The sequence below is a fragment of the Streptosporangium sp. LJ11 genome (assembly GCF_051918945.1).
GTDB lineage: Bacteria > Actinomycetota > Actinomycetes > Streptosporangiales > Streptosporangiaceae > Streptosporangium.
On the sequence record NZ_JBPXMB010000005.1, the window covers coordinates 116,089 to 138,288 of the forward strand.

21 protein-coding genes are annotated in these 22,200 nt (G+C 72.4%); 13 read left to right on the plus strand and 8 right to left on the minus strand.

Annotated features, from left to right (window positions below; genetic code table 11):
- Nucleotides 1–71 precede the first annotated feature (71 nt).
- Both ACTOQ3_RS09565 and ACTOQ3_RS09570 read right to left on the minus strand, forming a co-directional pair.
- Nucleotides 72–3,293, minus strand: coding sequence for a BTAD domain-containing putative transcriptional regulator (locus tag ACTOQ3_RS09565; protein ID WP_440082995.1), 3,222 nt, complete (start codon nucleotides 3,291–3,293; stop codon nucleotides 72–74).
- A gap of 232 nt (nucleotides 3,294–3,525) precedes the next feature.
- The gene (locus ACTOQ3_RS09570; protein WP_440082996.1) at nucleotides 3,526–3,753 is read right to left on the minus strand and encodes a hypothetical protein; all 228 of its coding nucleotides are present in this window, start codon (nucleotides 3,751–3,753) and stop codon (nucleotides 3,526–3,528) included.
- Between the two features lie 262 nt (nucleotides 3,754–4,015).
- Here ACTOQ3_RS09570 and ACTOQ3_RS09575 point away from each other — a divergent pair, with 262 nt between their 5' ends.
- The 3 genes from ACTOQ3_RS09575 (at nucleotide 4,016) to ACTOQ3_RS09585 (ending at nucleotide 6,457) form a co-directional block, all read left to right on the plus strand.
- The gene (locus ACTOQ3_RS09575; RefSeq protein WP_362834392.1) at nucleotides 4,016–4,762 is read left to right on the plus strand and encodes a GntR family transcriptional regulator; all 747 of its coding nucleotides are present in this window, start codon (nucleotides 4,016–4,018) and stop codon (nucleotides 4,760–4,762) included.
- Nucleotides 4,763–5,115: 353 nt separating this feature from the next.
- A complete protein-coding gene (locus ACTOQ3_RS09580; protein WP_440082997.1) occupies nucleotides 5,116–5,739 on the plus strand; it encodes a GNAT family N-acetyltransferase in 624 nt (207 codons plus the stop codon).
- A 43-nt stretch (nucleotides 5,740–5,782) separates the two neighbouring features.
- A complete protein-coding gene (locus ACTOQ3_RS09585; protein WP_440071107.1) occupies nucleotides 5,783–6,457 on the plus strand; it encodes a copper homeostasis protein CutC in 675 nt (224 codons plus the stop codon).
- 152 nt (nucleotides 6,458–6,609) lie between these two features.
- On the opposite strand, the gene ACTOQ3_RS09590 is transcribed toward ACTOQ3_RS09585, so the two are convergent.
- Together ACTOQ3_RS09590 and ACTOQ3_RS09595 are read right to left on the minus strand one after the other, a co-directional pair.
- Nucleotides 6,610–7,842, minus strand: a complete 1,233-nt coding sequence (locus ACTOQ3_RS09590) for a DUF6986 family protein (RefSeq protein WP_440082998.1) — start codon at nucleotides 7,840–7,842, stop codon at nucleotides 6,610–6,612.
- A gap of 141 nt (nucleotides 7,843–7,983) precedes the next feature.
- Entirely contained in the window at nucleotides 7,984–9,315 is a 1,332-nt protein-coding gene (locus ACTOQ3_RS09595; RefSeq protein WP_440082999.1) for an FAD-dependent oxidoreductase, read from the minus strand.
- Nucleotides 9,316–9,857: 542 nt separating this feature from the next.
- On the opposite strand from ACTOQ3_RS09595, the gene ACTOQ3_RS09600 reads away from it, so the two are divergent.
- The 3 genes from ACTOQ3_RS09600 (at nucleotide 9,858) to ACTOQ3_RS09610 (ending at nucleotide 13,093) form a co-directional block, all read left to right on the plus strand.
- On the plus strand, nucleotides 9,858–10,283 hold the full coding sequence (locus ACTOQ3_RS09600; RefSeq protein ID WP_362834382.1) for a hypothetical protein: 426 nt from the start codon (nucleotides 9,858–9,860) through the stop codon (nucleotides 10,281–10,283).
- A gap of 402 nt (nucleotides 10,284–10,685) precedes the next feature.
- Complete coding sequence (locus tag ACTOQ3_RS09605; RefSeq protein ID WP_440083000.1) at nucleotides 10,686–11,252, plus strand: hypothetical protein; 567 nt, start codon at nucleotides 10,686–10,688, stop codon at nucleotides 11,250–11,252.
- Between the two features lie 98 nt (nucleotides 11,253–11,350).
- Entirely contained in the window at nucleotides 11,351–13,093 is a 1,743-nt protein-coding gene (locus ACTOQ3_RS09610) for a proline--tRNA ligase (RefSeq protein ID WP_440083001.1), read from the plus strand.
- A gap of 153 nt (nucleotides 13,094–13,246) precedes the next feature.
- Here ACTOQ3_RS09610 and ACTOQ3_RS09615 read toward each other — a convergent pair whose 3' ends face one another.
- The 4 genes from ACTOQ3_RS09615 to ACTOQ3_RS09630 all read right to left on the minus strand — a co-directional run bounded on the left by ACTOQ3_RS09615 (nucleotide 13,247) and on the right by ACTOQ3_RS09630 (nucleotide 14,895).
- The gene (locus ACTOQ3_RS09615; protein WP_440083002.1) at nucleotides 13,247–13,459 is read right to left on the minus strand and encodes a DUF4236 domain-containing protein; all 213 of its coding nucleotides are present in this window, start codon (nucleotides 13,457–13,459) and stop codon (nucleotides 13,247–13,249) included.
- An 83-nt stretch (nucleotides 13,460–13,542) separates the two neighbouring features.
- Nucleotides 13,543–13,740 (minus strand): DUF4236 domain-containing protein, encoded by a 198-nt coding sequence (locus ACTOQ3_RS09620; RefSeq protein ID WP_440083003.1) that lies wholly within the window; start codon nucleotides 13,738–13,740, stop codon nucleotides 13,543–13,545.
- Nucleotides 13,741–13,930: 190 nt separating this feature from the next.
- Nucleotides 13,931–14,413: a ferritin-like domain-containing protein gene (locus ACTOQ3_RS09625; RefSeq protein WP_440083004.1), complete on the minus strand. Its 483-nt coding sequence runs from the start codon at nucleotides 14,411–14,413 to the stop codon at nucleotides 13,931–13,933.
- Entirely contained in the window at nucleotides 14,410–14,895 is a 486-nt protein-coding gene (locus ACTOQ3_RS09630) for a hypothetical protein (RefSeq protein ID WP_440083005.1), read from the minus strand. The genes ACTOQ3_RS09625 and ACTOQ3_RS09630 overlap by 4 nt, the downstream gene beginning before the upstream one ends.
- A gap of 191 nt (nucleotides 14,896–15,086) precedes the next feature.
- Between ACTOQ3_RS09630 and rimP the strand changes: the two genes are divergently transcribed.
- The 7 genes from rimP to ACTOQ3_RS09665 all read left to right on the plus strand — a co-directional run bounded on the left by rimP (nucleotide 15,087) and on the right by ACTOQ3_RS09665 (nucleotide 22,186).
- Nucleotides 15,087–15,587, plus strand: coding sequence for a ribosome maturation factor RimP (gene rimP / locus ACTOQ3_RS09635; protein ID WP_350972788.1), 501 nt, complete (start codon nucleotides 15,087–15,089; stop codon nucleotides 15,585–15,587).
- A 24-nt stretch (nucleotides 15,588–15,611) separates the two neighbouring features.
- Nucleotides 15,612–16,607, plus strand: a complete 996-nt coding sequence (gene nusA / locus ACTOQ3_RS09640; RefSeq protein WP_350972934.1) for a transcription termination factor NusA — start codon at nucleotides 15,612–15,614, stop codon at nucleotides 16,605–16,607.
- Nucleotides 16,591–16,893 carry a YlxR family protein gene (locus ACTOQ3_RS09645; protein ID WP_362677636.1) on the plus strand — a complete coding sequence of 101 codons (303 nt, stop codon included), beginning with the start codon at nucleotides 16,591–16,593 and terminating at the stop codon, nucleotides 16,891–16,893. Before nusA ends, ACTOQ3_RS09645 begins: the two co-directional genes overlap by 17 nt.
- A 143-nt stretch (nucleotides 16,894–17,036) precedes the next feature.
- Nucleotides 17,037–20,213 (plus strand): translation initiation factor IF-2, encoded by a 3,177-nt coding sequence (gene infB, locus ACTOQ3_RS09650; RefSeq protein WP_440083006.1) that lies wholly within the window; start codon nucleotides 17,037–17,039, stop codon nucleotides 20,211–20,213.
- Nucleotides 20,214–20,324: 111 nt separating this feature from the next.
- On the plus strand, nucleotides 20,325–20,624 hold the full coding sequence (locus ACTOQ3_RS09655) for a DUF503 domain-containing protein (RefSeq protein ID WP_329091737.1): 300 nt from the start codon (nucleotides 20,325–20,327) through the stop codon (nucleotides 20,622–20,624).
- Nucleotides 20,625–20,693: 69 nt separating this feature from the next.
- The gene (rbfA, locus tag ACTOQ3_RS09660; RefSeq protein WP_344745459.1) at nucleotides 20,694–21,182 is read left to right on the plus strand and encodes a 30S ribosome-binding factor RbfA; all 489 of its coding nucleotides are present in this window, start codon (nucleotides 20,694–20,696) and stop codon (nucleotides 21,180–21,182) included.
- Complete coding sequence (locus ACTOQ3_RS09665) at nucleotides 21,179–22,186, plus strand: DHH family phosphoesterase (RefSeq protein ID WP_440083007.1); 1,008 nt, start codon at nucleotides 21,179–21,181, stop codon at nucleotides 22,184–22,186. The genes rbfA and ACTOQ3_RS09665 overlap by 4 nt, the downstream gene beginning before the upstream one ends.
- Nucleotides 22,187–22,200 lie beyond the last annotated feature (14 nt).

Consider the following 22,200-nt stretch of genomic DNA (forward strand, 5'->3'; position numbering starts at 1 on the left):
GCCGCGAGCCGCGCACCCGCCGCACCGGTGCGCCGCATACCTCAGGCCTCAGGCCTCAGGCCGTGGGCCGGTCAGCCGGGCAGGGCCGGCCCGGGGTCGGCGAGGCCGTTGACCGGTGAGTTCCGGATGAGGGTCTCGGAGACGCCGGCCAGGCGCAGCGCGTCCGCCCCGGACAGCCGCGCCCCCTCGCGGCGGGCGGCCTCGTACGGCGTCTCGCCCAGCGCGGCCCGCGCGGCGGCGGCCGTACGGGAGACGTCGGGGTCGTCCTCGCCGGCGACTCCCCGCAGGGCGACGGCCGCGCCGAGCAGCAGGGCGGCGCCGGGGGCGTCCCCTTCGAGCAGGGCGATTCCCGCGAGGGCCTCGATCGGGCGGGCGCCCTCGGTGATCGCCCCCGTCTCCGCCGCCACCTCGGCGGCCCGCCGGTGCAGGGCGCGGGCCTCGCCGAGGTCGCCGGAGGCCTCGGCGATCCTGCCGAGCCCGAAGAGCGCGCTCGTCCGGTTGCCCGCGCTCCGCACCCAGTGCGTCTCGAACCGGTCGAGCGCCTGCTCGTACAGCAGGCGGGCCCCGGCCAGGTCGCCCTCCAGCCGCGCGATGTCGCCGAGGCCGCGCAGCGCCGCGGCCAGGTAGGTGGGGCTGCCCGCGTGGCGGGCGATCTCGGCGGCCCGCTCGTAGTCGGCGCGCGCCCGCCCGAGACCGGTGCCCGCGGGCTCCTTCCCGGTCCGGGCGGCCTGGACGCGGTAGTCGCCCCGGTTGCACAGCAGGTCGGGGACGTCCTCGAGGGCGCCGAGCCGCTCGGTGAGGGCGAGGGCCTCGTCGGTCAGGGCGATCGCCTTCCCGGGGTCGCCGCGCAGGGCCGCGAGACCGGCCAGCGCGTCCAGGGCGAGCGACGTCCCCCACCGGTCGCCCAGCGAGCGGAAGGCGTCGGCGGCCGAGGTGAACTCGTCCTCGGCCCGCGCCAGGTCCCCGGCCGCGAGCTGCGGGTATCCCCACAGCAGGTGGACGACGGCCCGCTCCCAGGGGTCGTCCCCCGCCCGGCCGCGGTCGATCACCGCGAGGGCGACCCGCGAATCCTCGTCGCCGGAGTTGATCATCGGCCAGAGGAAGGTGACGATCGGGTGGCGGTGCGGCCGGTCGGGGTCGACGACGACCGCCTCGGCCGTCGCCCGGTGGCGCTTCCACGCCTCCCGGCCGCCGCCACCGGCCGCCGCCGCCAGGGCACAGAGCACGTACCCGTCCCCGAGCCCGGGGGGCGGGCCGGCACCGATCATGTCCAGGAGCGCGACCGCCGGTGCCGTCGCCAGGGTCCGCATGCCGCGCATCCAGAAATATGGTGACAAGCAGGCGAACAGTGCGAGGGCGAGCTCGATCTCCTCCGCCTCGACGGCCCAGCGCAGCGCGGCCTGGAGGTTGGCGTGCTCCGCGACGAGGATCTCCAGCCACCGGAGCTGTTCGGCACGCCGCAGGTGGGGGTCCGCCTCCCGCGCCAGCTCCAGGAAGTGGTCCGCGTGCGCGCGCCGCAGGGCCTCGGCCTCCCCGGCCACCTCCAACTGCTCGGCGCAGTAGGCGTGGATCGTGTCGAGCATCCGGTAGCGCCCGCCGCCCACCTCCACCAGGGACTTGTCGGCCAGGGAGTCCAGCACGTCCTCGGCGTCGGGCACCCCGCAGACCCGGGCCGCGGCCTCGGCGGTCGCGCCGCCGGAGAAGACCGTCAGGCGCCTGGCCGTCACCTGCTCGGCTCCGGACAGCAGGTCCCAGCTCCACGCCACGACCGCGCGCAGCGTCCGGTGCCTGGCGTCGGCCGTGCGGCTGCCCCGCGACAGCAGGCGGAAGCGGTCGTCCAGGCGGGCGGCGAGCTCGGGGAGCTCGTACGTGCGAGCCCTGGCCGCCGCGAGCTCGATGGCCAGCGGCAGGCCGTCGAGCTCGCGGCAGATCCGCCGTACGGTCTCCGCTCCGGCCTCGTCCAGCGCGAAACCGGGACGCACGGCCGAGGCCCGGTCGGTGAAGAGCCGCGCGGCGGGGGACGGGCCGAGCGGCCGGACCGGCCACAGGTTCTCGCCGGTGATGCCGAGCGGCTCCCGGCTCGTCGCCAAGACGCGCAGCCGCGAACATCCGGCGAGCAGCCGCGCGGCCAGGTCCGAGGCCGCCTCGACGACGTGTTCGCAGTTGTCGAGGACGAGCAGCAGCGGCCGGTCGGCCAGCGCCGCGAGCAGCCGGGAGACGGGTTCCGTCTCCTCGGGCCCGGTGAGCAGCCCGCTCTCGCGGAGACCGAGCGCGCCGAGCAGGGTCTGCGGCAGCTGCCGCCCGTCGCGCAGCGCCGCGAGTTCGACGAAGCAGACGTCGGGCAGCCTGCTCGCGACCTCGATCGACAGCCTGGTCTTGCCCGCCCCGCCGGGGCCGAGCAGGGTGACCAGGCGCGCCGTCCCGAGCAGCCGGGTGACCTCGGCCAGGTCCTCGGCGCGGCCCACGAAGCTGGTCAGCTGCGCCGGTGGCGCGGGCGGCTCGTACGGCCGCTCGCCCCTGAGCAGTTCCCGGTGGACGGCCGCCAGCTCGGCCGAGGGGTCCGCGCCGAGCTCGTCGGCGAGCAGCAGCCGCGTCTCCTCGAACGCGAGCAGGGCCTCCGCCTGCCTGCCGCCCGCCCGCAGGGCGCGCATGAGCAGGCTCCTGAGCCTTTCCCGCAGCGGGTGCCCGGCGATCAGCTCCTGCAGCTCGGGCACCGCGGCCCGGTGCTCGCCCCGCCGGAGGTCGGCCTCGATCCGGTCCTCCAGGGCGCCGAGCCTGCGCTCCTCCAGCCGCAGCACCAGGGCCTGTACGGAGGCGGCGTCCGCGGCGTCGGCGAGCGCGGGCCCCCGCCACAGGGCCAGGGCCTCCCGCAGCAGCACGGCCGCCCCCGCAGGGTCCCCGCCGAGCAGGGCCCGGCGTCCCTCGTCCGACAGCCGCTCGAAACGGCGGGCGTCGAGGTCATCGGGATCGATCACGAGCCGGTATCCCGAGGGGACGGTCTCGATCTCGGCCTCGTCCCCCAGGACCTGGCGGAGCCGGGACACCTGCGACTGCAGCGCGTGCGCGGCCCCTCCGGGTGGCCGCGAGCCGTAGAGGTCGTCGATCAGGAGGTCGGCCGTCACCACCTCGCCGGCGCGGGCGAGCAGCAGGCCCAGCAGCGCCCGCCGGGCCGGCCCGCCGACGCGTACCTCGCCGCCGGTCGCCTCTCCGGCGGCTGTGACGGTTGTGGCGTCGGTGGCGCCGGTGGGGCCGTCGTGCCATGCCCGCGTGGTGCCCAGGATCCCGAACCGCATGAGGGTAATTGTCTTCCCTCGCGCGGTCTCACGTCTTCCGTCCCCGGCGGGCCGCTCGCCGCCGGAGGCGGGGGGTGGGCAGGCGAGCGGTCACGCCTTGGCGGGTCCCGTCCCGTGGACGCGATCCCGCGATGGGAATCGCGCCCTGGCGGGCGTGGGGGACCCGCCAGGACGCGTTCCGCCCCGGGCGCGGCGGCGGAGGACCCCGGCGAGGGATGGGGTCCTCGGCCTGCTAGTCGCGCTCGGAGTCTGTGGTGGTGAGGGTGCGGACCGGCTGGTCCGCACCCTCCTCGCAGAGGTCGTCGTCGGGGGCGGGCCGCCGGTAGTGCCGTGAGATGAGACGGGCCGCTCCCACCGGGTCGTCGGCCGGGTGGGACGACTCGACGCCGTCCTCGTTCCAGACGAACAGCCCGTTCTTGCACCAGACAGTCAGATCGGTCAGCACCGAGAGCACGGACATGCCGTTTCCGTTGCTCTGGTAGGTGTGCGTGAATCCCTGGCGGTGCAACGCGTAACGCAGTAAACGTGTTGCCTCGCGGGGATCGCGCCAGGGCAGGTACGGCGTATCCGTGCGGACCGACAGCACCGGCCTCCACCCCCTCGCTGACCTTTCGATGGATTTGTACCAACGATTGGATGATGCGGGTCTTGGGAGGTTGGGTCAAGGGGCTGTTCCCCGCTAGAACCAGATCGTCTAGTTTTGTTGGCACAAAGGGGACTTAATGGCACGGTCAACGCTGTATCAACAGGTGGCCTCCGACCTACGGAGGATCATCTACTCCGGTGCGCTCGGACCGGGGGATCAGCTGCCGACCGAGGCGGAACTCATGCTCGCCCACCAGGTCAGCCGCAACACCGTACGGCTGGCCCTCGGCGAGCTCGTGAACGAGGGCCTGGTCACCCGCACCCCCCGCAGGGGCACCGTCGTCAGGGAACGCCGCCCGCTGCTCATGCACCCCCAGCGCGAGCTGCAGCCGCGGCGCGAGGAGACCCTGGAGGCCTTCGCCTGGGCCGTCTCCCGCGAGGGACGCGCGCCGAGCCAGGAGATCGAGGTCTCGATCGTGCAACCGGCCGAGGAGATCGCCAGCAGGCTGGAGCTGTCCGACGACGAGCTCGCCGTGGTCCGCCGCCGGCTGCGCTTCGTGGACGGCCAGCCGTACAACACCAACGACTCCTACTTCCCCCTGGCCCTGGTCGCCGACTCCGAGATCACCCGGCCAGGCGACATCGTGCGCGGGGCCAACAAGGTCCTGGAGGAACTCGGCCACCGGCAGGTGCGGGTGGTCGACGACATCTGGGCGCGGATGCCCAACAGCGCGGAGACCGAGCGGCTCCAGCTCCAGCTCGGCACGCCGGTCGTCGTCTACATCCGGGTCGGCTACGACGAGGACGACACCCCGGTACGCGTGGCGGTGTCGGTCCTGCCCGCCGACAAGCACCTGATCCGGTACGAGCTGGAAAGCCGTTGACGTCTCCGTGACCGCCCTGACGGGCCGGCCCTCGTTCCGCCCGCGCCGCGGGCGAGCACCGGGCCGCGTCCGCCGGGTGGCTAGACGCCGCTCCTCCCTCTTCCCCGCGCCTTTCGCCCCGGCGGGCCGTTCTTCCCTCTTCTTCGCGCTCTTCGCCCCGGCGGGCCGCTCTCCGCTGCTCCCGCCGGCGCCTTCCGTCCCGGCGCGCCTCGCCCCGCCGCCTCTCCCGATCGCGGTCTCACCGCTCGCCTCAGGCCCCTAGGCATCCGCCTAGCCCGGCATGGACGCCGTGCGCCATCACATGGACACGCTCCGTGTCATCTCGTGCACCGAAAGCAACGAAGGGATGAACCATGCACTCGAACACCGCCAGTCCCACCGCCACGCGCCCGTTCACGCTGCGCAGGGCCACCGAGGGTGACCTCGACGGGGTGCTCGCGCTCCTCGCCGAGACCGCCGGGTGGCTGAACCGTCGCGGCGTGCGGCAGTGGCCCGCCGACGGGTTCCCCGCCGGGCGCATCACCCCGCTGATCGGCGAGGGCGTCCTGTACCTGCTGGACGGGGAGGACGGGCCGGGCCGGCCGGACGGGCCCGTCGCCACCGTCGCCCTGGACGGCCACGCCGACCCCGAGTTCTGGACCCGGGGGGACGACCCCGGTTCGGCGCTCTACGTCCACAAGCTGGCCGTGGCGCGCGACCACGCGGGCGCGGGGCTGGGGGAGGCGCTCCTGGACTGGGCGGGCCTGCGGGTCCTCACCCTGGGGAAAAGATGGCTCCGGCTTGACTGCTCCAAGGACAACCCGGGGTTGCAGGGCTACTATCGGAGGCAGCGTTTCACGCATCTCCGCACGGTCGACCTGCCGCATCGTGCCTCCGGTGCCCTGTTCCAGCGGCCGGGAGGCCTGCGCGCTCGCGCGTCCGGTCTCGCGCTGCCCATCTCGGACCGGCGCGGGTCGTCCGTCCCCGAGCATGTCTGAACCACGGCGATCCCAGGACAAAGCCATCCGATAGCCTCCATTCATGACCGGATCCTTGCTTGAGGTGATCACGCTCGACGTGCGCGACGCCGTCGCCGCGGAGGCGGGCGGCGCCGATCGCCTGGAGGTCGTCGCCGACATGGCCTCCGACGGGCTCACCCCGGCACCGGAAACGGTCGCGGCGATCTCCAAGGAGTGCGCGCTGCCGCAGATGGTGATGTTGCGCGGCGAGGCCTCGTTCCTGGCCACGCCCGAGTCGCTGAAGGCCCTGAGCCGCGATGCCAGGGCCCTCGCCGACGCGGGCGCGGCCGGGTTCGTGTTCGGTTTCCTCGACGAGGCGGGAGCGGTCGACCTGGCCGCCACCGAGGCGCTCATCCACGCGGTCGCGCCGCTGCCCTGGACCTTCCACCGGGCGGTGGACCACGCGGCCGACACCCAGGCGAGCTGGCGCGCCGTCCGCCTCCTGCCCAACCTCGCCACCGTGCTCACCTCGGGTGCGCCCGGTGGCGTGTCGGACGGGCTGCCGCTGCTCAAGACCCGGTGCGAGGCCGGGGACGGCCCGCTGATCATGGCCGGCGGCGGGCTGCGGCCCGGCCACGTCGGGGTGCTGATGGAGTACGGCGTGCGGGCCTTCCACGTCGGCAGCGCCGTGCGGGCGTCCTGGTCGGACCCGGTCGACGCCCGCCGGGTCCGCGAGTGGCGCGCCCTGATCGACTGAGGCCGCCGAGGCTCGTCGAGGCTCGCGGGCGGAGCTCCCCGGCGGGAGGCTTCCGGAGCGCCGGAGGTCTCGACGAAAGGCCCGGGGGGCGCCGGGCCTTTCGGCCGTACCGGCCGGACCGGGCGTTCCCCCGGCGGGGTGGGCGACCGGAGTCAGACCGGTCGTTCCGTGTGGTCGGTGTGGTCGGTGTGGTCGGTGCCCAGCGCCAGGTCCGCGCGGCGGAGGGCGGCGGCCATGGTCTTGACCGTGGCGGGCTCGTCCATCACGCCCTCCCCGGCGTCGCGCCGCTCCTCCCAGGCGCGCACCCGGCGGGCGTACTCCCCGTACCGGGACAGGTGGAAGGCGTACACCGCCGCGTACCGGCTGACCAGGTGGGAGGGGTGCATGTCCCAGCCCTGGTAGAAGCCGTGGGTCAAAGAGCGCCCGACCAGCTCCGCGTGGCGCCGCCACAGGGCCCGCACGTCACGCCCGTCGTCCGAGGCGGGGGAGGCGGCCAGCGAGCCGTCCGACAGCTCGACCCCGGTCCCGGCGAAGACCGTCTGCATGACGTGCCTGGCGTGGTCGCAGGCGGGGTGGTCCAGCCGCTGCTCGTGCGGGGGGAGGCCACAGCTCGCCGTGTAGTCGAAGACGCCGAAGTGCGCCGCAGCCAGCCTTCCCCACAGGGAGGTCGTCAGGCCCGCGTGGAGCATCGTCACCGTCTGCGGCGCCTCCACCTGGAGCTCGAACCTCAGCGTGTTCGGGCCGAGGCCCAGCCCGTCCTCCAGCGCGTCGAGGAAGTCAACGAACTGGTGCAGGTATCCCCTCATCAACACCTTCGGGAAGGTGACGACGAACCCGTCCGGCAGGTACCCGGCCCGTTCGGTCACGCCGGTGAGGAAACCGTCCAGGGTCCGCAGGGCGCGGACCGGGTCGCCGTCGGAGAACGACTTCACCCGCAACCCCCAGCGCCGGGGGAGCGTCCCGGCCGCGTGCATGGTCACGACCGCCTTGGCGGCGGCGGAGACGTGGCCGTCCTCCTCCTCGGGACGCGTCCCGTAACCGTCCTCGAAGTCGATCCGGAGGTCCTCGACGGGCTCCCGGGCGAGCTTGGCGGCCACCTTCCCGTGCACGGCCCCGGCGAGGTCCTCGCCCGCGCCGGGGGACACGCCGGGAGTCGTGCCGAGGATCGAGGCCAGGTCGCCTTCGGACAGGTGCCGCCGGAACGACTCCAGCGCGACGTCACCCCACTCCCGCGTCGTCCCGGCGTCGAACCGGTCGGCCGGGACGTAGACCGTGTGCACGGGCTGCCACTCGACCGGCCGGTACGGGTACAGCAGGATCTGATCGTCATGGGTCTCCTCGAAACCCGGGATCAGGGCGGACGGGTCGGCGAACGTGACGCGCATGCTGGTGCTCCTCCTGGACGTGCCGGTTCGGGCGGGGGCCGGTTCGGCCGGACGCGCGGGCTCGGACGGGCACGCCGAGGCGGACGCGTCCTGGCCACCGGCCGTCCCCGACGTCCGGCCGGTCCGGCCGGACCGGCCGGTTCAGCCGGTCCCCAGGTCGCTTCCCGGCCGCGGTTCCCGATCGCAGGCGGTGAGCATGGCGGTGAGGCCGAGGAGCTTCACCCGCTCGCCCCGGTCGAGGGATCTGGCCAGGGCCTCCTCCGCCGCCTCGATGGACAGCCAGTGCTCGTAGGTGATCGGCGAGACTCCCCGGGCGGCGAGAAGGTCGTCCAGGTCCGCGCGGCGTACCGGATCGCGACCGGCCAGGTCGGCGAGGAGGGTGCGGACCGTCTCCGCGGCGTCGGACTTGTTGGTGCCGATCACACCGGTGGGGCCCCGCTTGAGCCAGCCCGCCACGTACTCGCGGTCGCGGACCCGGCCGGCCTCGTTCGGCACGGTCATGCTGGTCTCGGAGAACGGGACGCCGGGCAGGGGGACGCTCTGGTAGCCGACCGAGCGCAGCACCATGCCGACCGAAAGGGTCTCGAACTCGCCGGTGCCGACGACCCGGCCGTCCACCAGCCGGGTGCGCTCCAGCCTGAGCGCCTCCACCCGCCCCTCGCCGAGGATCTCCACCGGGCGCATCCAGAACCGCACGTCCAGCCGCCGGGGGCGGCCCACGGGGGCGCGGGTGGTCCAGCTCCGCAGGACCTCGACGTTCCCCCGGACCTGCCGGGACGCCGTCGTGACGTCCGCCACGCACTCCTCGGGCCGTACGCGCACGTCCGCGTTGGTCAGCTCGCCCAGCTCCCTGAGCTCCTTCAGCGTGAACTTGGCGTGCTCGGGTCCCCGGCGTCCGATCATGTGGATGGTCTTCACCTCGCTGGCGGCCAGCCGGGTCAGCACCTCCTCGGGCACGTCCGTGGCGCGCAGTTCCTCGGCGGTCTTGGCCAGGACGCGCACCACGTCGACCGCCACGTTGCCCACGCCGATCACCGCGACCTCGGGACTGTCGAGGACGAAGCGGTCGGCGGGCATGTCGGGGTGGCCGCAGTACCAGTTGACGAAGTCGGTGGCGGCCACGCTGCCCGGCAGGTCCTCGCCGGGAATGCCCATCCGCCGGTCCACCATCGCGCCGGTGCAGTAGACCACGGCGTCGTAGCAGTCGAGCAGGTCGGCGACGTCGACGTCCTTGCCCAGCTCGACCCCGCCGAGGAACCGCACCTCGGGAAGCTCCAGCACGCCGCGCAGGTAGCCCGCTATCGACTTGATCGAGGTGTGGTCGGGAGCCACCCCGTAACGCACCAGCCCGTACGGCGTCGGCAGGCGCTCCAGGACGTCCACCCTGAGCGGCACGGCGGCCTGTCTCGTCAGGGCCTCGGCGGTGTAGATCCCGGCGGGTCCTGACCCCACGATCGCGACTCGCAGTGACATGTCGCCTCCCCGGCGTTGGATGTCATGAACGCGATGCCCTGCTTGATTCTGTATCACCCCGGGGCAACCCGCCAGACTCACGCGCCGACATGATCGATTCACCCGCCGTTTCTCCCGCCCCTCGCCCTTTCCCTTCCGATTCGCGAGGCGCGCGGTGGATCCCGGAGGCCGTCCGGGACCGGTGCCGCTCCACCGGAGAGGCGCGGCCGGCCGGCGTGACGAGAGGATCTTCGGGGGCAAGCCGGTCCTGCCGGCCGAGGCGCGGGGCGCCGCGGCCGCGCCGGCGACGACCGGTTCGGCCCGCCCCGTGGCGTCAGGCCAGGTGCCGAATCAGCACTTGCGGGGACAAGCCCGGCGGATCACAGTTGGTTCTCGTGAGTTCAGGAGCGGAGAAGCGCCGCAAAGCGAACGCCCGGCGTCCGAAGGACAGCCCGCTTCAGGACGCGAGAGGACCGCGCCGGACAGGACGCGCTCCCGGCTCCTCCGGCTCCCCGGGTTCTCCCGGTGCTCCCGATGTTCCTGGCGTCCCCGGCATACCCGGGATGTCCGGTGAGAGCCGGCCTTCGTGCGGGCTCCGGTACGAGGCGTTCGGGCGGGTGATGGCCGCGCTCGCCGGGGAGTCGGAGCTCATGGAGTCCTGCCGCGACCTGACCTGGTGGCGCGGGGCCGACCACGGCTGGCACATCGAGTGGCGCGACGGCCCCGGCGCGGCCGACATCGCCGCCGTCCTGGCCAGGCATGTCCGCGATCCGGGCTGCCCCGGCGCGCTGGTCACCCGCTCCGGTCCCGCCACGGCGGGTGACGCCACCCTGGACGTCATGGGCGTCCCGTTCGTCCTGCGCGCCGTCGACCCCGTGCACCGCGAGCGTTTCCGCGGCAGGGCCGGTCTGCGCCGCCTCGGCGAGGCGCTCGACACCACCCGCAGGACCACCTCCCGCCACCCCTGGGAGATCCTTCTCGGTGGCTGACGCCCCGGAGCGGCCGGGCCGCCGGCGTCGCCTCGCGAGGGCCACCGCCCGGGCGGCGGGCGAGGCTCGCTCATCCGGGCGGCGACCGGTACGGCGAACCGGCCGCGGGCGTCCGGGCGCCCGGCGAGAAAGGGGCGGACGGCGTCGCGGAGATCCCGGCCGCCCCCGGAAAGGCGCTGAGAAAGATCATGGAAACGGCTTGATCGAGCGGTCGTCAACCTTACCGTTATCAAGCGCTCGCTTGCTTTGTAAACTTGACGTGTTCGAGATGTTTCCCCAGGTCAGATACACTGCTGATAGCCACTAGCAAATGCGATCGGGGGATCAGTGGCTTTGGTGGAACGTAATTACACGCTTGACTTCGTCGCCGGGGACCGCCGGGATCGCGCCATTCTCCGGCACATGGTCCTCTCCCTTTTCGCGGGGATGCTGCTCGGGGGCGTCGGAGCGCTGCTGGCCTACGGGCCCGAGCTGCTGTACGCGCTTTACAATCCGTACGCCTACCTCCTGTTCGTCGTCGTCATGGGGCGGACGGCGGCCGGCTTCGGCTGGGCGGTCCTCTCCAGCATGCTGGCCGCGCTCGGCCCGATCCTCTCGCTGCTGGTCGCCACGATCTTCGAGAAGAACGCCTGGCTCCTGAGCCTCGGCGGCGACGGCGCCTCGATGAACCTCCTGATCGCGAACCTCGTCGCCGTCGGCGTCCTTTCCTACCTCGCCAAGCGCTACGACCGCTGGGGGGACATCGCGGCCGGGGGTGCGGCCGGGCTGGCCCTGTTCGACGGGATCGACAAGGCGATGCCCGGCGGGCCCGAGCACGTCTCCGGCTTCTGGCCGTGGGGCGTCGCGGTGGTGATCGCGATCGTGCTGGGGACGCTGATCTCGCTGGGACGCGGGTGCGACCGGGCCTGCTCCGCGCTGATCGCGCTGGTCCTCGGGGCCTCGTACTTCGTCTTCCTCACCGGGATCTGAGCCCTCACCGCCGGGCTCGGAAGCGGTCGACCACCGACAATCGGCTTGCGAGACTCGATAGCCTGTAGGGCATCGAACCTCGCCAACTAGGAGTAGCCGTGCTGCTGCGCATGTCGTCGCTGTTTCTTCGAACGCTGAGGGACGACCCGGCAGATGCGGAAGTCCCGAGCCACAAGCTGCTCGTCCGCGCCGGTTACGTCCGCCGTGTCGCGCCCGGCGTCTACTCCTGGCTGCCGCTCGGCAAGAGGGTCCTGGAGAACGTCACGCGCGTCGTGCGCGAGGAGATGGACCGCATGGGCGGCCAGGAGGTGCTCTTCCCCGCCCTGCTGCCCCGCGAGTACTACGAGGCGACCGGCCGCTGGACCGAGTACGGCGACACGCTCTTCCGCCTCAAGGACCGCAAGGGGGCCGACTACCTGCTCGGTCCCACCCACGAGGAGATGTTCACCGACATGGTCAAGGGGGAGTACGCCTCCTACAAGGACTATCCGGTGACCCTCTACCAGATCCAGACCAAGTATCGCGACGAGGCCCGTCCCCGGGCCGGCATCCTGCGCGGGCGCGAGTTCGTCATGAAGGACTCCTACTCCTTCGACCTCGACGACGACGGCCTCAAGCGCTCCTACGAGCGCCACCGCGAGACCTACATCAAGACCTTCGACCGGCTCGGCATCACGTACAAGATCTGCTTCGCCACGTCGGGCGCGATGGGCGGCTCGGCCTCCGAGGAGTTCCTCGCCCCCGCCGCCACCGGCGAGGACACCTTCGTGGCCTGCCACAACTGCGGCTACGCGGCCAACGCGGAGGCCGTCGTCACCACCGCGCCGGCCGCGATCACCGGCGAGCGGCCCGCGATGCGGGTGCTCGACACCCCCGACACCCCGACCATCGAGTCACTGGTCGACCACGTCAACGAGCACCACGGCCTCGGCGTCACCGCCGCCCAGACGCTCAAGAACATCGTGGTCAAGGTGACCGTCCCCGGCTCGGGCAAGACCGAGACCGTGATCATCGGCCTGCCCGGGGACCGCGAGGTCGACTTCAAGCGGCTGGAGGCCTCCCTCGCCCCCGGCGAGCCCGCCATCTTCGAGGCCGGGGACTTCGCGAAGCACCCCGGCCTGGTCCGCGGCTACATCGGTCCCCAGGTCCTCAAGGACCTCGGCATCCGCTACCTCGTCGACCCCCGTGTGGTCGACGGCAGCTCCTGGGTGACCGGCGCCAACGAGCCCGGCAAGCACGCCGCGGACGTCGTCGCCGGCCGTGACTTCGTCGCCGACGGCACCATCGAGGCCGCCGAGGTCCGCGCGGGCGACGCCTGCCCGGTCTGCGGCTCCGGCCTGTCCATCGACCGCGGCATCGAGATCGGCCACATCTTCCAGCTCGGCCGCAAGTACGCCGACGCCGCGAAGCTCGACGCCCTCGGCCCCGACGGCAAGCCGGTCCGCGTCACCATGGGCTCCTACGGCATCGGTGTCTCCCGGGCCGTGGCGGTGCTGGCCGAGCAGAGGCACGACGAGCTCGGGCTGGTCTGGCCCCGCGAGGTCGCCCCCGCCGACGTCCACGTCGTGGGCACCGGCAAGGACGGCCAGGTCGAGGCCGCCACCCGGATCGCCGAGGAGCTGGAGGGCCGCGGGCTGCGCGTCCTGGTGGACGACCGCCCCGGCGTCTCGCCGGGAGTGAAGTTCAAGGACGCGGAGCTGCTCGGCATGCCGACGATCCTGATCGTCGGCCGGGGGCTCACCCAGGGCGTCGCGGAGCTGCGCGACCGCGCCACCGGCGCCAAGGAGGAGATCCCGCTCGCCGAGGCCGTGGAGCGCGTCGTGGCGGCCTGCCGGGGATGACCCTCCGGCCGTCGCGACCCCGGCGACCCGCGGACGCCGGCGAGCGGTCCACCCCCGGGATCCGCCCCTGAAAGGCGGGTCACCCGGAACGCGAGAGAGCGGCCCGCCCCTTGGGAAAGGGGCGGGCCGCTCTTTCAGGTATATGGCCCCGCGTCAGTAGTGGTGGTGCCGGTGACGCCGGGAGCTCCGGCCGATCGCCTTGCCCACGTGGAACCCGCCCGGCAGGTTGACGGTCACGTACTTGCGGCCGTCAGGAGTTCTGCTGACGTGGAATCGGCGGTTGCCGAAGCTGTGGCCGACCCCTTGCGGGGACAGGTCGATCCTGAAGGGACCGACTTTGATCGACTTCCTGTATCCCCAGCCCATTGCCTTCTCCCCGGACTCCCCGAAATCTCGCGTCGTGTCATGAGAACGAGCGGCGTTCGCGAACGGTTCCCGGGTAATGCCCATCAGCGACGGCTGCCGTTACCGCTGAGCGTCTTGCGCCAGTGGAAACCGCCGGGAAGGTTGACGTTCAGAGTACGGCGCCCGTCGGCCGTCTTGGTGACCCTGAAGGCGCGGTTTCCCCAGCTGTGGCCCACTCCACTCCGCGAAAGGTTAAGACGGAACGGACCGAACTTCATGGATTTCCGGTATCCCCAGCCCATTGCTTCCTCCTCAGGCGTATTTCGCGAGATTCAGCTACCCGGCAGACGTGGTGCAAACATGTTTGAAAGCGGGTTCGAATCATGGCTCGCGAATCCGGGGCCTCCGGCCAGAGATCGTTTTCCACGCTGACCAGTCCGGTTCCGGCCTTTCGGCCGGGAGGCGGTCACCCGGGAAAAACGGCGGGAAACGTCACCGGGACGGGGTCACCGCGGGGGTGGCGGCGGGTTCGGGCGCCGTCCGGGGCGGCATGCCGGGAAAGGCCTCGATCTCGGGGCGCAGGCTGTAGGAGCGGACGGCGCATTCCTGCATGGCCAGCGCGGCCATCCTGCGCAGGGCCGGGTCCGGGGACGCCGCCAGCTCCAGGTAGGCACCGGTCACCCCCCGCTCGACCAGCACGGCCAGCTCCACCGCCTGCGCCGCGCTCGACGGCGTGACCGGGAGCGCGTAGACCGCCTTCGGCTCGGCGGGCGTGCCGCCCGCGGCGATGGTCATGGTGCGGAGCTGGTCGCGGCGGGCGCGGTGGGCGTTGTAGGCGGTCGTCATCGCCACGCGGAGCCTGCCCGTGGTCCTGGCCGCGAGGACCCCGTAGGCGTACACGGCGGCGTGCTCGGCCGCCAGCGCCGCGCCGAGCCCCTGATCGGCCCTGACCCCGGTCCTCCGGCCGCCTCTCACAGCGACCTCGACAGGGCCACGGCGTGCGCGGCCTCACAGGCGCCGATGGAGGCGAGCAACTGGGCCAGCGGGGGCGAGACCCCCTCGATCTGGCGGGTGCGCAGCGCCGCCGCCCTGCGTTCCAGGTCCCGCAGGGTCCGTACCGAGGGGCCGCCGCCCTGGGCCGCGCTCCCGGAGGGCGAAGGAGTGGGCGCCGGGGTCGCGGACGTGGCGGCCGGAGCGGGCGGGAGACGGCGGCGGAGCTCGGCCAGATGGGCCTCGTGCCGCTGCCTGAAGGGCTCCAGCCGGGCCGAGGCCGCCGAGGCGTACAGGGCGACGGTCCGCTCCTTGCCCGCGATCAGCTCACGCAGGAGCAGGGTCTCGGGGTCGGGCGGCGCGGCCGCGGGAGGCACCCGCTCCTCGGCGGCGCATCCCGTGACCGTCACGGCCGCGACCCCGAGAGCGCCGCCCCGCAGCAGGGCGCGCCGGGAGACGGAACGCACGACGACCTCCGGTTCTGTGTCGGCAGCTGACGCACTTAGCATCGTACGGGCTTGGAATAATGGCACTCACCTCGCTTCTCGGACGGCTCCGCCACACCGAGTGGCGCTGTTTCCACGCCCTGGTGTGGATAGGCTGGTTAATCGCATGGGCGAGGTCCGCCCGGCTGAGATCGTGACAATGGGAGGTCGGCATGGGCAGCGCCACATCCCGCGACCGCCTGATAGAGCTTCTGGAACCTGTCGTCGGAGCCGAAGGGCTCGACTTGGAGGACGTCACGGTCACCCCCGCGGGCAAGCGGCGGCTGCTGCGTGTCGTGGTCGATCGTGACGGGGGCGTGAGCCTCGACGACGTCGCGGAGGTCAGCCACGCCGTCTCCGCGACGCTGGACGCCGACGAGGCGATGGGGGCCACCCCGTACGTGCTCGAGGTCTCCTCTCCGGGGGTCGACCGTCCCCTCACCGAGCCGCGCCACTGGCGCCGCGCGGTGAAGAGGCTGGTCAAGGCCGACCTGAGGGACGGCAGCGCCGTGGAGGGCCGGATCGTCGCCACCGACGAGACCGGCGTGGAGCTGGACGTCGACGGCGCGCCGCGCCGCATCGACTATGAGGACCTGACCCGAGGACGGGTGCAGGTGGAATTCCGCCGGCTCGACGACGCCGAAGACGACGGCGAAGACGGCGACGAGGGCTAAGGGGGAAGCCTCGTGGACATCGACATGAGCGTCCTGCGCAGCCTGGAGCGGGAGAAGGACATCTCCTTCGACCTGGTCGTCAAGGCGATCGAGGACGCGCTGCTGATCGCATATTTCCGGAGTGAGGGCGCGGCGGCCAAGGCGCGCGCCGAGCTCGACCGCAAGTCCGGGCACGTGACCATCTTCGCCGCCGAGCTCGACGACGAGAGCGGGGAGGTGCTCAGGGAGTTCGACGACACCCCGGGCAACTTCAGCCGCATCGCCGCGACCACCGCCAAGCAGGTCATCCTGCAGCAGCTGCGCGACGCCGAGGACGAGATCAACTTCGGTGAGTTCGCCAGCCGCGAGGGCGAGCTGGTGGCGGGAGTCATCCAGCAGGGCAAGGACCCGCGAGTGGTCCTGGTCGACCTGGGCAAGATCGAGGCGGTGCTGCCGCACAGCGAGCAGGTCCCGGGCGAGGAGTACGTCCACGGCGACCGCATCCGCTGCTACGTGGTGCAGGTCAAGAAGGGCCACAAGGGCCCCTCGGTGACCCTGTCGCGCACCCACCCCGGCCTGGTGAAGAAGCTCTTCGCGCTGGAGGTGCCCGAGATCGCCGACGGCACGGTCGAGATCGCCGCCGTCGCCCGCGAGGCCGGTCACCGCACCAAGCTCGCGGTCAGGTCGCGGCGCCCGGGAGTGAACGCCAAGGGCGCCTGCATCGGCCCGATGGGCTCACGGGTACGCAACGTGATGACGGAGCTGCACGGCGAGAAGATCGACATCATCGACTGGTCGGAGGATCCCGCGGATTTCGTGGGGAATGCGCTGTCTCCGGCCCGCGTTTCCCACGTAGAGGTGATCGACTTCGACGGCCGCGCCGCGCGCGTGACCGTGCCGGACTACCAGCTCTCCCTCGCCATCGGCAAGGAGGGCCAGAACGCCCGGCTGGCGGCCCGCCTCACCGGCTGGCGGATCGACATCCGTCCCGACACCCAGCCGGGGGACGCGGCCGGTCCCGCAGATGCGCCCACACGGTAAGCTGGAATATGGTGGCCAGGCTGCCCCACTGAGAACATGTGTGGGGTGCCGGGTTCGCACGGTTTCCTCCGAGCTGCTCCGCCTGGTGGTGGTCGAGGGCGTTATCGTCCCTGACCTGCGAAGACGGCTCCAAGGTCGTGGTGCTTCACTGCATCCCACCTTGAGCTGTCTCGAACTCGCAGAGCGTCGCCGAGCGTTTCCGCGTGCTTTTCGCGTCGCGGAATCGCTCGACCTGTCGCGGCTGCGTGGCCACCTGGAAGAGCAACACGATGAAAGGATCGGGTGAAATGGTTACCGACTGTCATGTAGGACGCCGATTTGATGGGCTGGTCAGATAGCTATGAGCGCCTGATGAGCATGCGGCGATGAGTACGTCAACGTAACGACGGTCCGGCGGCACCGCCTCCCGGGCCGAGACAAGGGAGTGCAGTGGCGAAGGTCCGGGTATACGAGCTCGCCAAGGAGTTCGGTGTGGAGAGCAAGGTCGTCATGGCCAAGCTCCAGGAGATGGGCGAGTTCGTGCGTTCGGCGTCCTCGACTATCGAAGCACCGGTAGTCCGCAGGCTCACGGAAGCTTTGGGCGGCCCCAGTAAGGGCTCGTCCGACAGGGGCAGAGGCCCCAGGCCGCCTCAGGCGGCCCCTCGGCCGGGAGACGGCCAGCCCAACGGCGCCTCCACGGCGTCGACATCAATCCCCAAGCCGGGACCGGCCCCCAGGCCGGGTCCTCGTCCGGGTCCCGCACCGGCTCGTCCCGCGGCCCCCGCGCCGCAGGCGGCCCCGCCGGTCGTCCCCCCGGCTCCGCCGGTCCAGCCCCCGCAGCCGCCGCGTCAGCAGCCGCCGCAGGTGCAGGCCCCGCGGTTCGAGGCACCCCGCACCGACAGCGCGCGTCCGGCGGCCTCCGGCCCCGGTCCCAAGCCGGGTCCCAGGCCCGCTCCGCGTCCGGGTCCCGCCCAGCGCCCCGAGGCGCGTCCCGAGGGCGGTCGTCCGGCGGGCGGTCCGGGTGGAGCGCCTTCGGGCCCCAGGCCCGGTGCCGGTGCCCCCGGTGCCGGTGCGCCCAAGCCCGGTCCGCGTCCGGGCCCGCGTGGCCCGCGCCCCGGCAACAACCCGTTCTCGTCGAACGCCAGCGGCATGGGTCAGGCCCGTCCGCCGCGGGCCGGCGGCCCCGGTGGTCCCGGTGGCCCCGGCCGTGACGGCGGTCCCGGCGACAGGGGTCCGCGTCCCGGTCCCCGCGAGGACCGCGGTCCTCGTCAGGACCGCGACAACGCCGGTCCCCGTCCGCCCGGCGCACGTTCCGGCCCGCCCGGATCCGGTGGCCCGCGTCCGGGTCCCGGTGCCGGTGGCCCGCGTCCCGGCGGCGGTGCGGGCGGCCCCGGCGGCCCGCGTCCCGGCGGTCCGCGTCCCAGCCCGATGATGATGCCCCAGGGCCGGCCCGCCGGTCCCGGTGGCGGCGGTGGCGGCGCCGGCCGTCCCGGCGGCGGTGCGGGTGCCGGTCGTCCCGGTGGCGGCGCCGGCCGTCCCGGCGGTGGCGGCGGTCGTCCCGGTGGCGGCGGCGGTTTCGCCGGTCGCCCGGGTGGCGGTGGCGGCGCAGGCCGTCCCGGCACCGGAACCGGTGGTCCCGGTGGTGGCGGCGGCGGTTTCGCCGGCCGTCCCGGCGGCGGTGGCCGTGGTCGCGGTGGAGGCACCGCGGGCGCGTTCGGCCGTCCCGGAGGACGCCCGACCCGCGGTCGCAAGTCCAAGCGCCAGCGGCGCCAGGAGTTCGACAACATGCAGGCCCCGGCGATCGGCGGCGTGCAGGCCCCCCGCGGCAACGGGCAGACGATCCGCCTGTCGCGCGGCGCCTCCCTGTCGGACTTCGCCGACAAGATCGGCGCGATCCCGGCGTCCCTGGTGCAGATCATGCTGCACCTGGGCGAGATGGTGACCGCCACGCAGTCGGTCAACGAGGAGACGCTCCAGCTTCTGGCCGCCGAGCTCGACTACAACCTGCTTGTGGTCAGCCCGGAGGAGGAGGACCGCGAGCTCCTGGAGACCTTCGACATCGAGTTCGGCGAGGACGAGGGCGACGAGTCCGACCTGGTCGCGCGTCCGCCGGTGGTGACCGTGATGGGTCACGTCGACCACGGTAAGACCAAGCTGCTCGACGCCATCCGCAACACCAACGAGGTGGCGCGGGAGGCCGGTGGCATCACCCAGCACATCGGTGCCTACCAGATCGCCACCGTGCACGAGGGCGAAGACCGGAAGATCACCTTCATCGACACCCCGGGTCACGAGGCGTTCACCGCCATGCGTGCCCGAGGCGCCAAGGTGACCGACATCGCCGTCCTGGTCGTCGCGGCCGACGACGGTGTGAAGCCGCAGACCGTCGAGGCGCTCAACCACGCCCAGGCGGCCGACGTGCCGATCGTCGTCGCGGTCAACAAGGTCGACAAGGAGGGCGCGGACCCGGGCAAGGTGCGGGCCCAGCTCACCGAGTACGGCCTGGTCGCCGAGGAGTACGGCGGCACCACGATGTTCGTCGACATCTCCGCCAAGAACGGGATCGGCATCGAGCAGCTGCTCGAGGCCATCCTGCTCACCGCGGACGCCGAGCTCGACCTGCGGGCCAACGCCACGATGGACGCCCAGGGCGTCGCCATCGAGGCGCACCTCGACAAGGGCCGCGGCCCGGTCGCGACCGTGCTGGTCCAGCGCGGCACGCTCCGCGTCGGCGACTCGATCGTCTGTGGCGAGGCCTTCGGCCGCGTCCGGGCGATGCTCGACGACAAGGGCGAGGCGATCCCGGAGGCCGACCCGTCCCGTCCGGTGCAGGTCCTGGGTCTGACCGCGACGCCGGGAGCCGGTGACAACTTCATCGTCGTCACCGACGACCGGATGGCGCGCCAGATCGCCCAGCAGCGCGCCGCGCGCAAGCGCATCGCGGACATGGCCAAGTCCGGCCGTCGCCGCACCCTCGAAGAGCTCTTCAGCGAGATGGAGAAGGGCCAGGTCGACGAGCTCAAGCTCATCATCAAGGGTGACGTCTCCGGTTCCGTCGAGGCCCTGGAGGACGCGCTGCTCAAGATCGACGTCGGCGACGAGGTGCGCCTGCGGGTGCTCCACCGCGCCGTCGGTGCGATCACCGAGTACGACGTCAACCTGGCGGTCGCCGACGACAACGCCGTCATCATCGGCTTCAACGTGCGTCCCGAGGTCAGGGCGCGCGACCTGGCCGAGCGCGAGGGCGTCGACATCCGCTACTACTCGGTCATCTACCAGGCGATCGAGGAGATCGAGGCGGCCCTCAAGGGCATGCTCAAGCCGGAGTTCGAAGAGGTCCAGATGGGCACCGCCGAAGTCCGCGAGGTCTTCAAGGTGCCGAAGATCGGCAACATCGCCGGTGCTCTGGTCCGCTCGGGCACGATCGTCCGCAACAGCAAGGCCCGGATCATCCGCGGCGGGGTCGTCATCTCCGACAACCTCACCGTCTCCTCGCTGCGCCGTTTCAAGGACGACGCGACCGAGGTCCGTGAAGGGTTCGAGTGCGGTATCGGTGTCGGCTACAGCGACATCAAGATCGATGACGTCATCGAGACCTTCGAGATGCGGGAGAAGCCGCGAGCCTGATGCCTCGACAGGCGAAGGAACCGTTCCGCCGGCCGCGCCCCCTCGGGTGCGCGGCCGGCGGGCGGGGCCCGCGCCCCGTGGCACGGTGCCGACCGTGGCGAGTGACCCACTATGTATGTAGGTGCCCTGACATTGGACATCCTGCTCGGCGACGTCCACTCGCTGAAGCAGAAGCGCTCGGTGGTGCGTCCCATCGTCGCCGAGGTGCAGCGACGGTTCCCGGGTGTGGCCGTCGCGGAGACCGGCCATCTTGATCTGCATCGCCGTACCGAGATCGGGATCGCGGTCGTCTCCTCCACCGCCGCCAACTGCGGCGCGGTGCTGGACGACTGCGAGCGACTGATCGCCTTCCACCCGGAGATCGAGCTGCTGTCCGCCAGGCACCGGCTCTACAACGAGGACGAGGACTAGATACGGAGACGGCCGGTCGGCGGAAGCACCCCTACCGCCACCGGCCCTCCCCGTGAGAAGGGGGGAGCTATGGACGCCGCACGCGCACGCAAGATCGCCGATCGGATCCAGCAGATCGTGGCGGAGATGCTGGAGCGCCGCATCAAGGACCCCAGGCTGGGGTTCGTGACCGTGACGGACACGCGCATCACCAACGACCTGGGCGAGGCCACGGTGTTCTACACCGTGTTCGGCTCCGAGGCCGAGCGGGCCGACTCCGCCGTGGCCCTGGAGAGCGCCAAGGGGCTCATCCGCTCGGAGGTGGGCCGCCAGACGGGCCTGCGCCACACCCCGACGCTGACGTTCACCCATGACCCGCTTCCCGACACCGCCCGCCACCTGGAGGACCTGCTCGCCGAGGCGAAGGCCAGGGACGTGGAGATCGCCAAGCGGGCCGAGGGAGCCTCGCACGCCGGGGACGCCGACCCCTACCGCAAGCCCGAGGACCGGGAAGACGGCGACGACTCCGGGGACGAAGAAGACGAATCCTCGGAACGCGCGGGACACTCCGCGACGTGACGCCCGACCTGCGTGACGACGGCTCGGCGGGCCCGGTGTCCGGTCAAGACTGGGCCCGGGCCGTCGAGCTCATCTCCGCCGCGGACGAGATCGCGCTGGCCTGCCACGTCTCGCCCGACGGCGACGCGCTCGGCTCCATGCTGGGCGTCGGGCTCGCGCTGCGCGCGGCGGGCAAGCGGGTCACCGCCTCCTTCGGCGACCGGCGCTTCACGGTGCCCAGGCTGCTGCGCTTCCTGCCGGGGCAGGATCTGCTCGCCGATCCCGCGCACTACCCGGCCGCGCCCGAGGTGATGGTCACCTTCGACGTTCCCGCCGTCGGGCGTCTCGGCGTGCTGACCGGCAACACGGCCAAGGCACACGAGCTGGTCGTGCTGGACCACCACCCGTCCAACACCGGGTTCGGCACCCTCAACCTGGTCGACCCCGGCGCCGCGGCCACCGCCGTGCTCGCCGAGGAGCTGATCCACCGGCTCGGCCTGCCGGTCGACAAGGACATCGCGACCTGCCTGTACGTCGGGCTCGTCACCGACACCGGCTCCTTCAGGCACTCCTCCACCACTCCTGACACGCACGCCATGGCCGCCCGGCTGCTGGACACCGGGCTCGACCCCGAGAAGATCGCCCGTGAGCTGTGGGACCGTTCCCCGTTCGGCTACCTGAAGGTGCTCGGCGCCGTGCTCGACAGGGTGCGGCTGGAGCCCGAGGTGGGCGGCGGCCTGGTCTGGACGTTCGTCACCCGCGCCGACCGCGCCGCGTACGGGCTGCCGTACGACGAGATCGAGGGGATCATCGACGTGATCCGGCGCACCGACCAGGCGGACGTCGCCACCATCCTCAAGGAGGACGACGAAGGCGTCTGGCAGGTCTCCATGCGCTCCAAGGGCGGGGTGGACGTCTCGCGCGTCAGCGCCGCGCTGGGGGGCGGCGGGCACGCCAAGGCGGCGGGTTTCACCTCCCACCAGCCCGTCGAGGAGACGATCGCGAGTCTCCGGGCCCTGCTGTAAAACCCTTCCCGGCA

Excerpts from the sequence above, each read along its gene's own strand:
- rimP (WP_350972788.1), top strand. The coding sequence starts at position 15,087 with ATGGGCAGCGCCACATCCCGCGACCGCCTGATAGAGCTTCTGGAACCT.
- ACTOQ3_RS09600 (WP_362834382.1), top strand. The coding sequence starts at position 9,858 with ATGTCCGGTGAGAGCCGGCCTTCGTGCGGGCTCCGGTACGAGGCGTTC.
- ACTOQ3_RS09615 (WP_440083002.1), bottom strand. The coding sequence starts at position 13,459 with ATGGGCTGGGGATACAGGAAGTCGATCAAAGTCGGTCCCTTCAGGATC.
- ACTOQ3_RS09580 (WP_440082997.1), top strand. The coding sequence starts at position 5,116 with ATGCACTCGAACACCGCCAGTCCCACCGCCACGCGCCCGTTCACGCTG.
- ACTOQ3_RS09645 (WP_362677636.1), top strand. The coding sequence starts at position 16,591 with ATGCGCCCACACGGTAAGCTGGAATATGGTGGCCAGGCTGCCCCACTG.
- ACTOQ3_RS09605 (WP_440083000.1), top strand. The coding sequence starts at position 10,686 with ATGGTCCTCTCCCTTTTCGCGGGGATGCTGCTCGGGGGCGTCGGAGCG.
- ACTOQ3_RS09620 (WP_440083003.1), bottom strand. The coding sequence starts at position 13,740 with ATGGGCTGGGGATACCGGAAATCCATGAAGTTCGGTCCGTTCCGTCTT.
- ACTOQ3_RS09565 (WP_440082995.1), bottom strand. The coding sequence starts at position 3,293 with ATGCGGTTCGGGATCCTGGGCACCACGCGGGCATGGCACGACGGCCCC.
- nusA (WP_350972934.1), top strand. The coding sequence starts at position 15,612 with ATGAGCGTCCTGCGCAGCCTGGAGCGGGAGAAGGACATCTCCTTCGAC.
- rbfA (WP_344745459.1), top strand. The coding sequence starts at position 20,694 with ATGGACGCCGCACGCGCACGCAAGATCGCCGATCGGATCCAGCAGATC.
- ACTOQ3_RS09575 (WP_362834392.1), top strand. The coding sequence starts at position 4,016 with ATGGCACGGTCAACGCTGTATCAACAGGTGGCCTCCGACCTACGGAGG.
- ACTOQ3_RS09655 (WP_329091737.1), top strand. The coding sequence starts at position 20,325 with ATGTATGTAGGTGCCCTGACATTGGACATCCTGCTCGGCGACGTCCAC.
- ACTOQ3_RS09570 (WP_440082996.1), bottom strand. The coding sequence starts at position 3,753 with ATGTCCGTGCTCTCGGTGCTGACCGATCTGACTGTCTGGTGCAAGAAC.
- ACTOQ3_RS09585 (WP_440071107.1), top strand. The coding sequence starts at position 5,783 with ATGACCGGATCCTTGCTTGAGGTGATCACGCTCGACGTGCGCGACGCC.
- ACTOQ3_RS09595 (WP_440082999.1), bottom strand. The coding sequence starts at position 9,315 with ATGTCACTGCGAGTCGCGATCGTGGGGTCAGGACCCGCCGGGATCTAC.
- ACTOQ3_RS09590 (WP_440082998.1), bottom strand. The coding sequence starts at position 7,842 with ATGCGCGTCACGTTCGCCGACCCGTCCGCCCTGATCCCGGGTTTCGAG.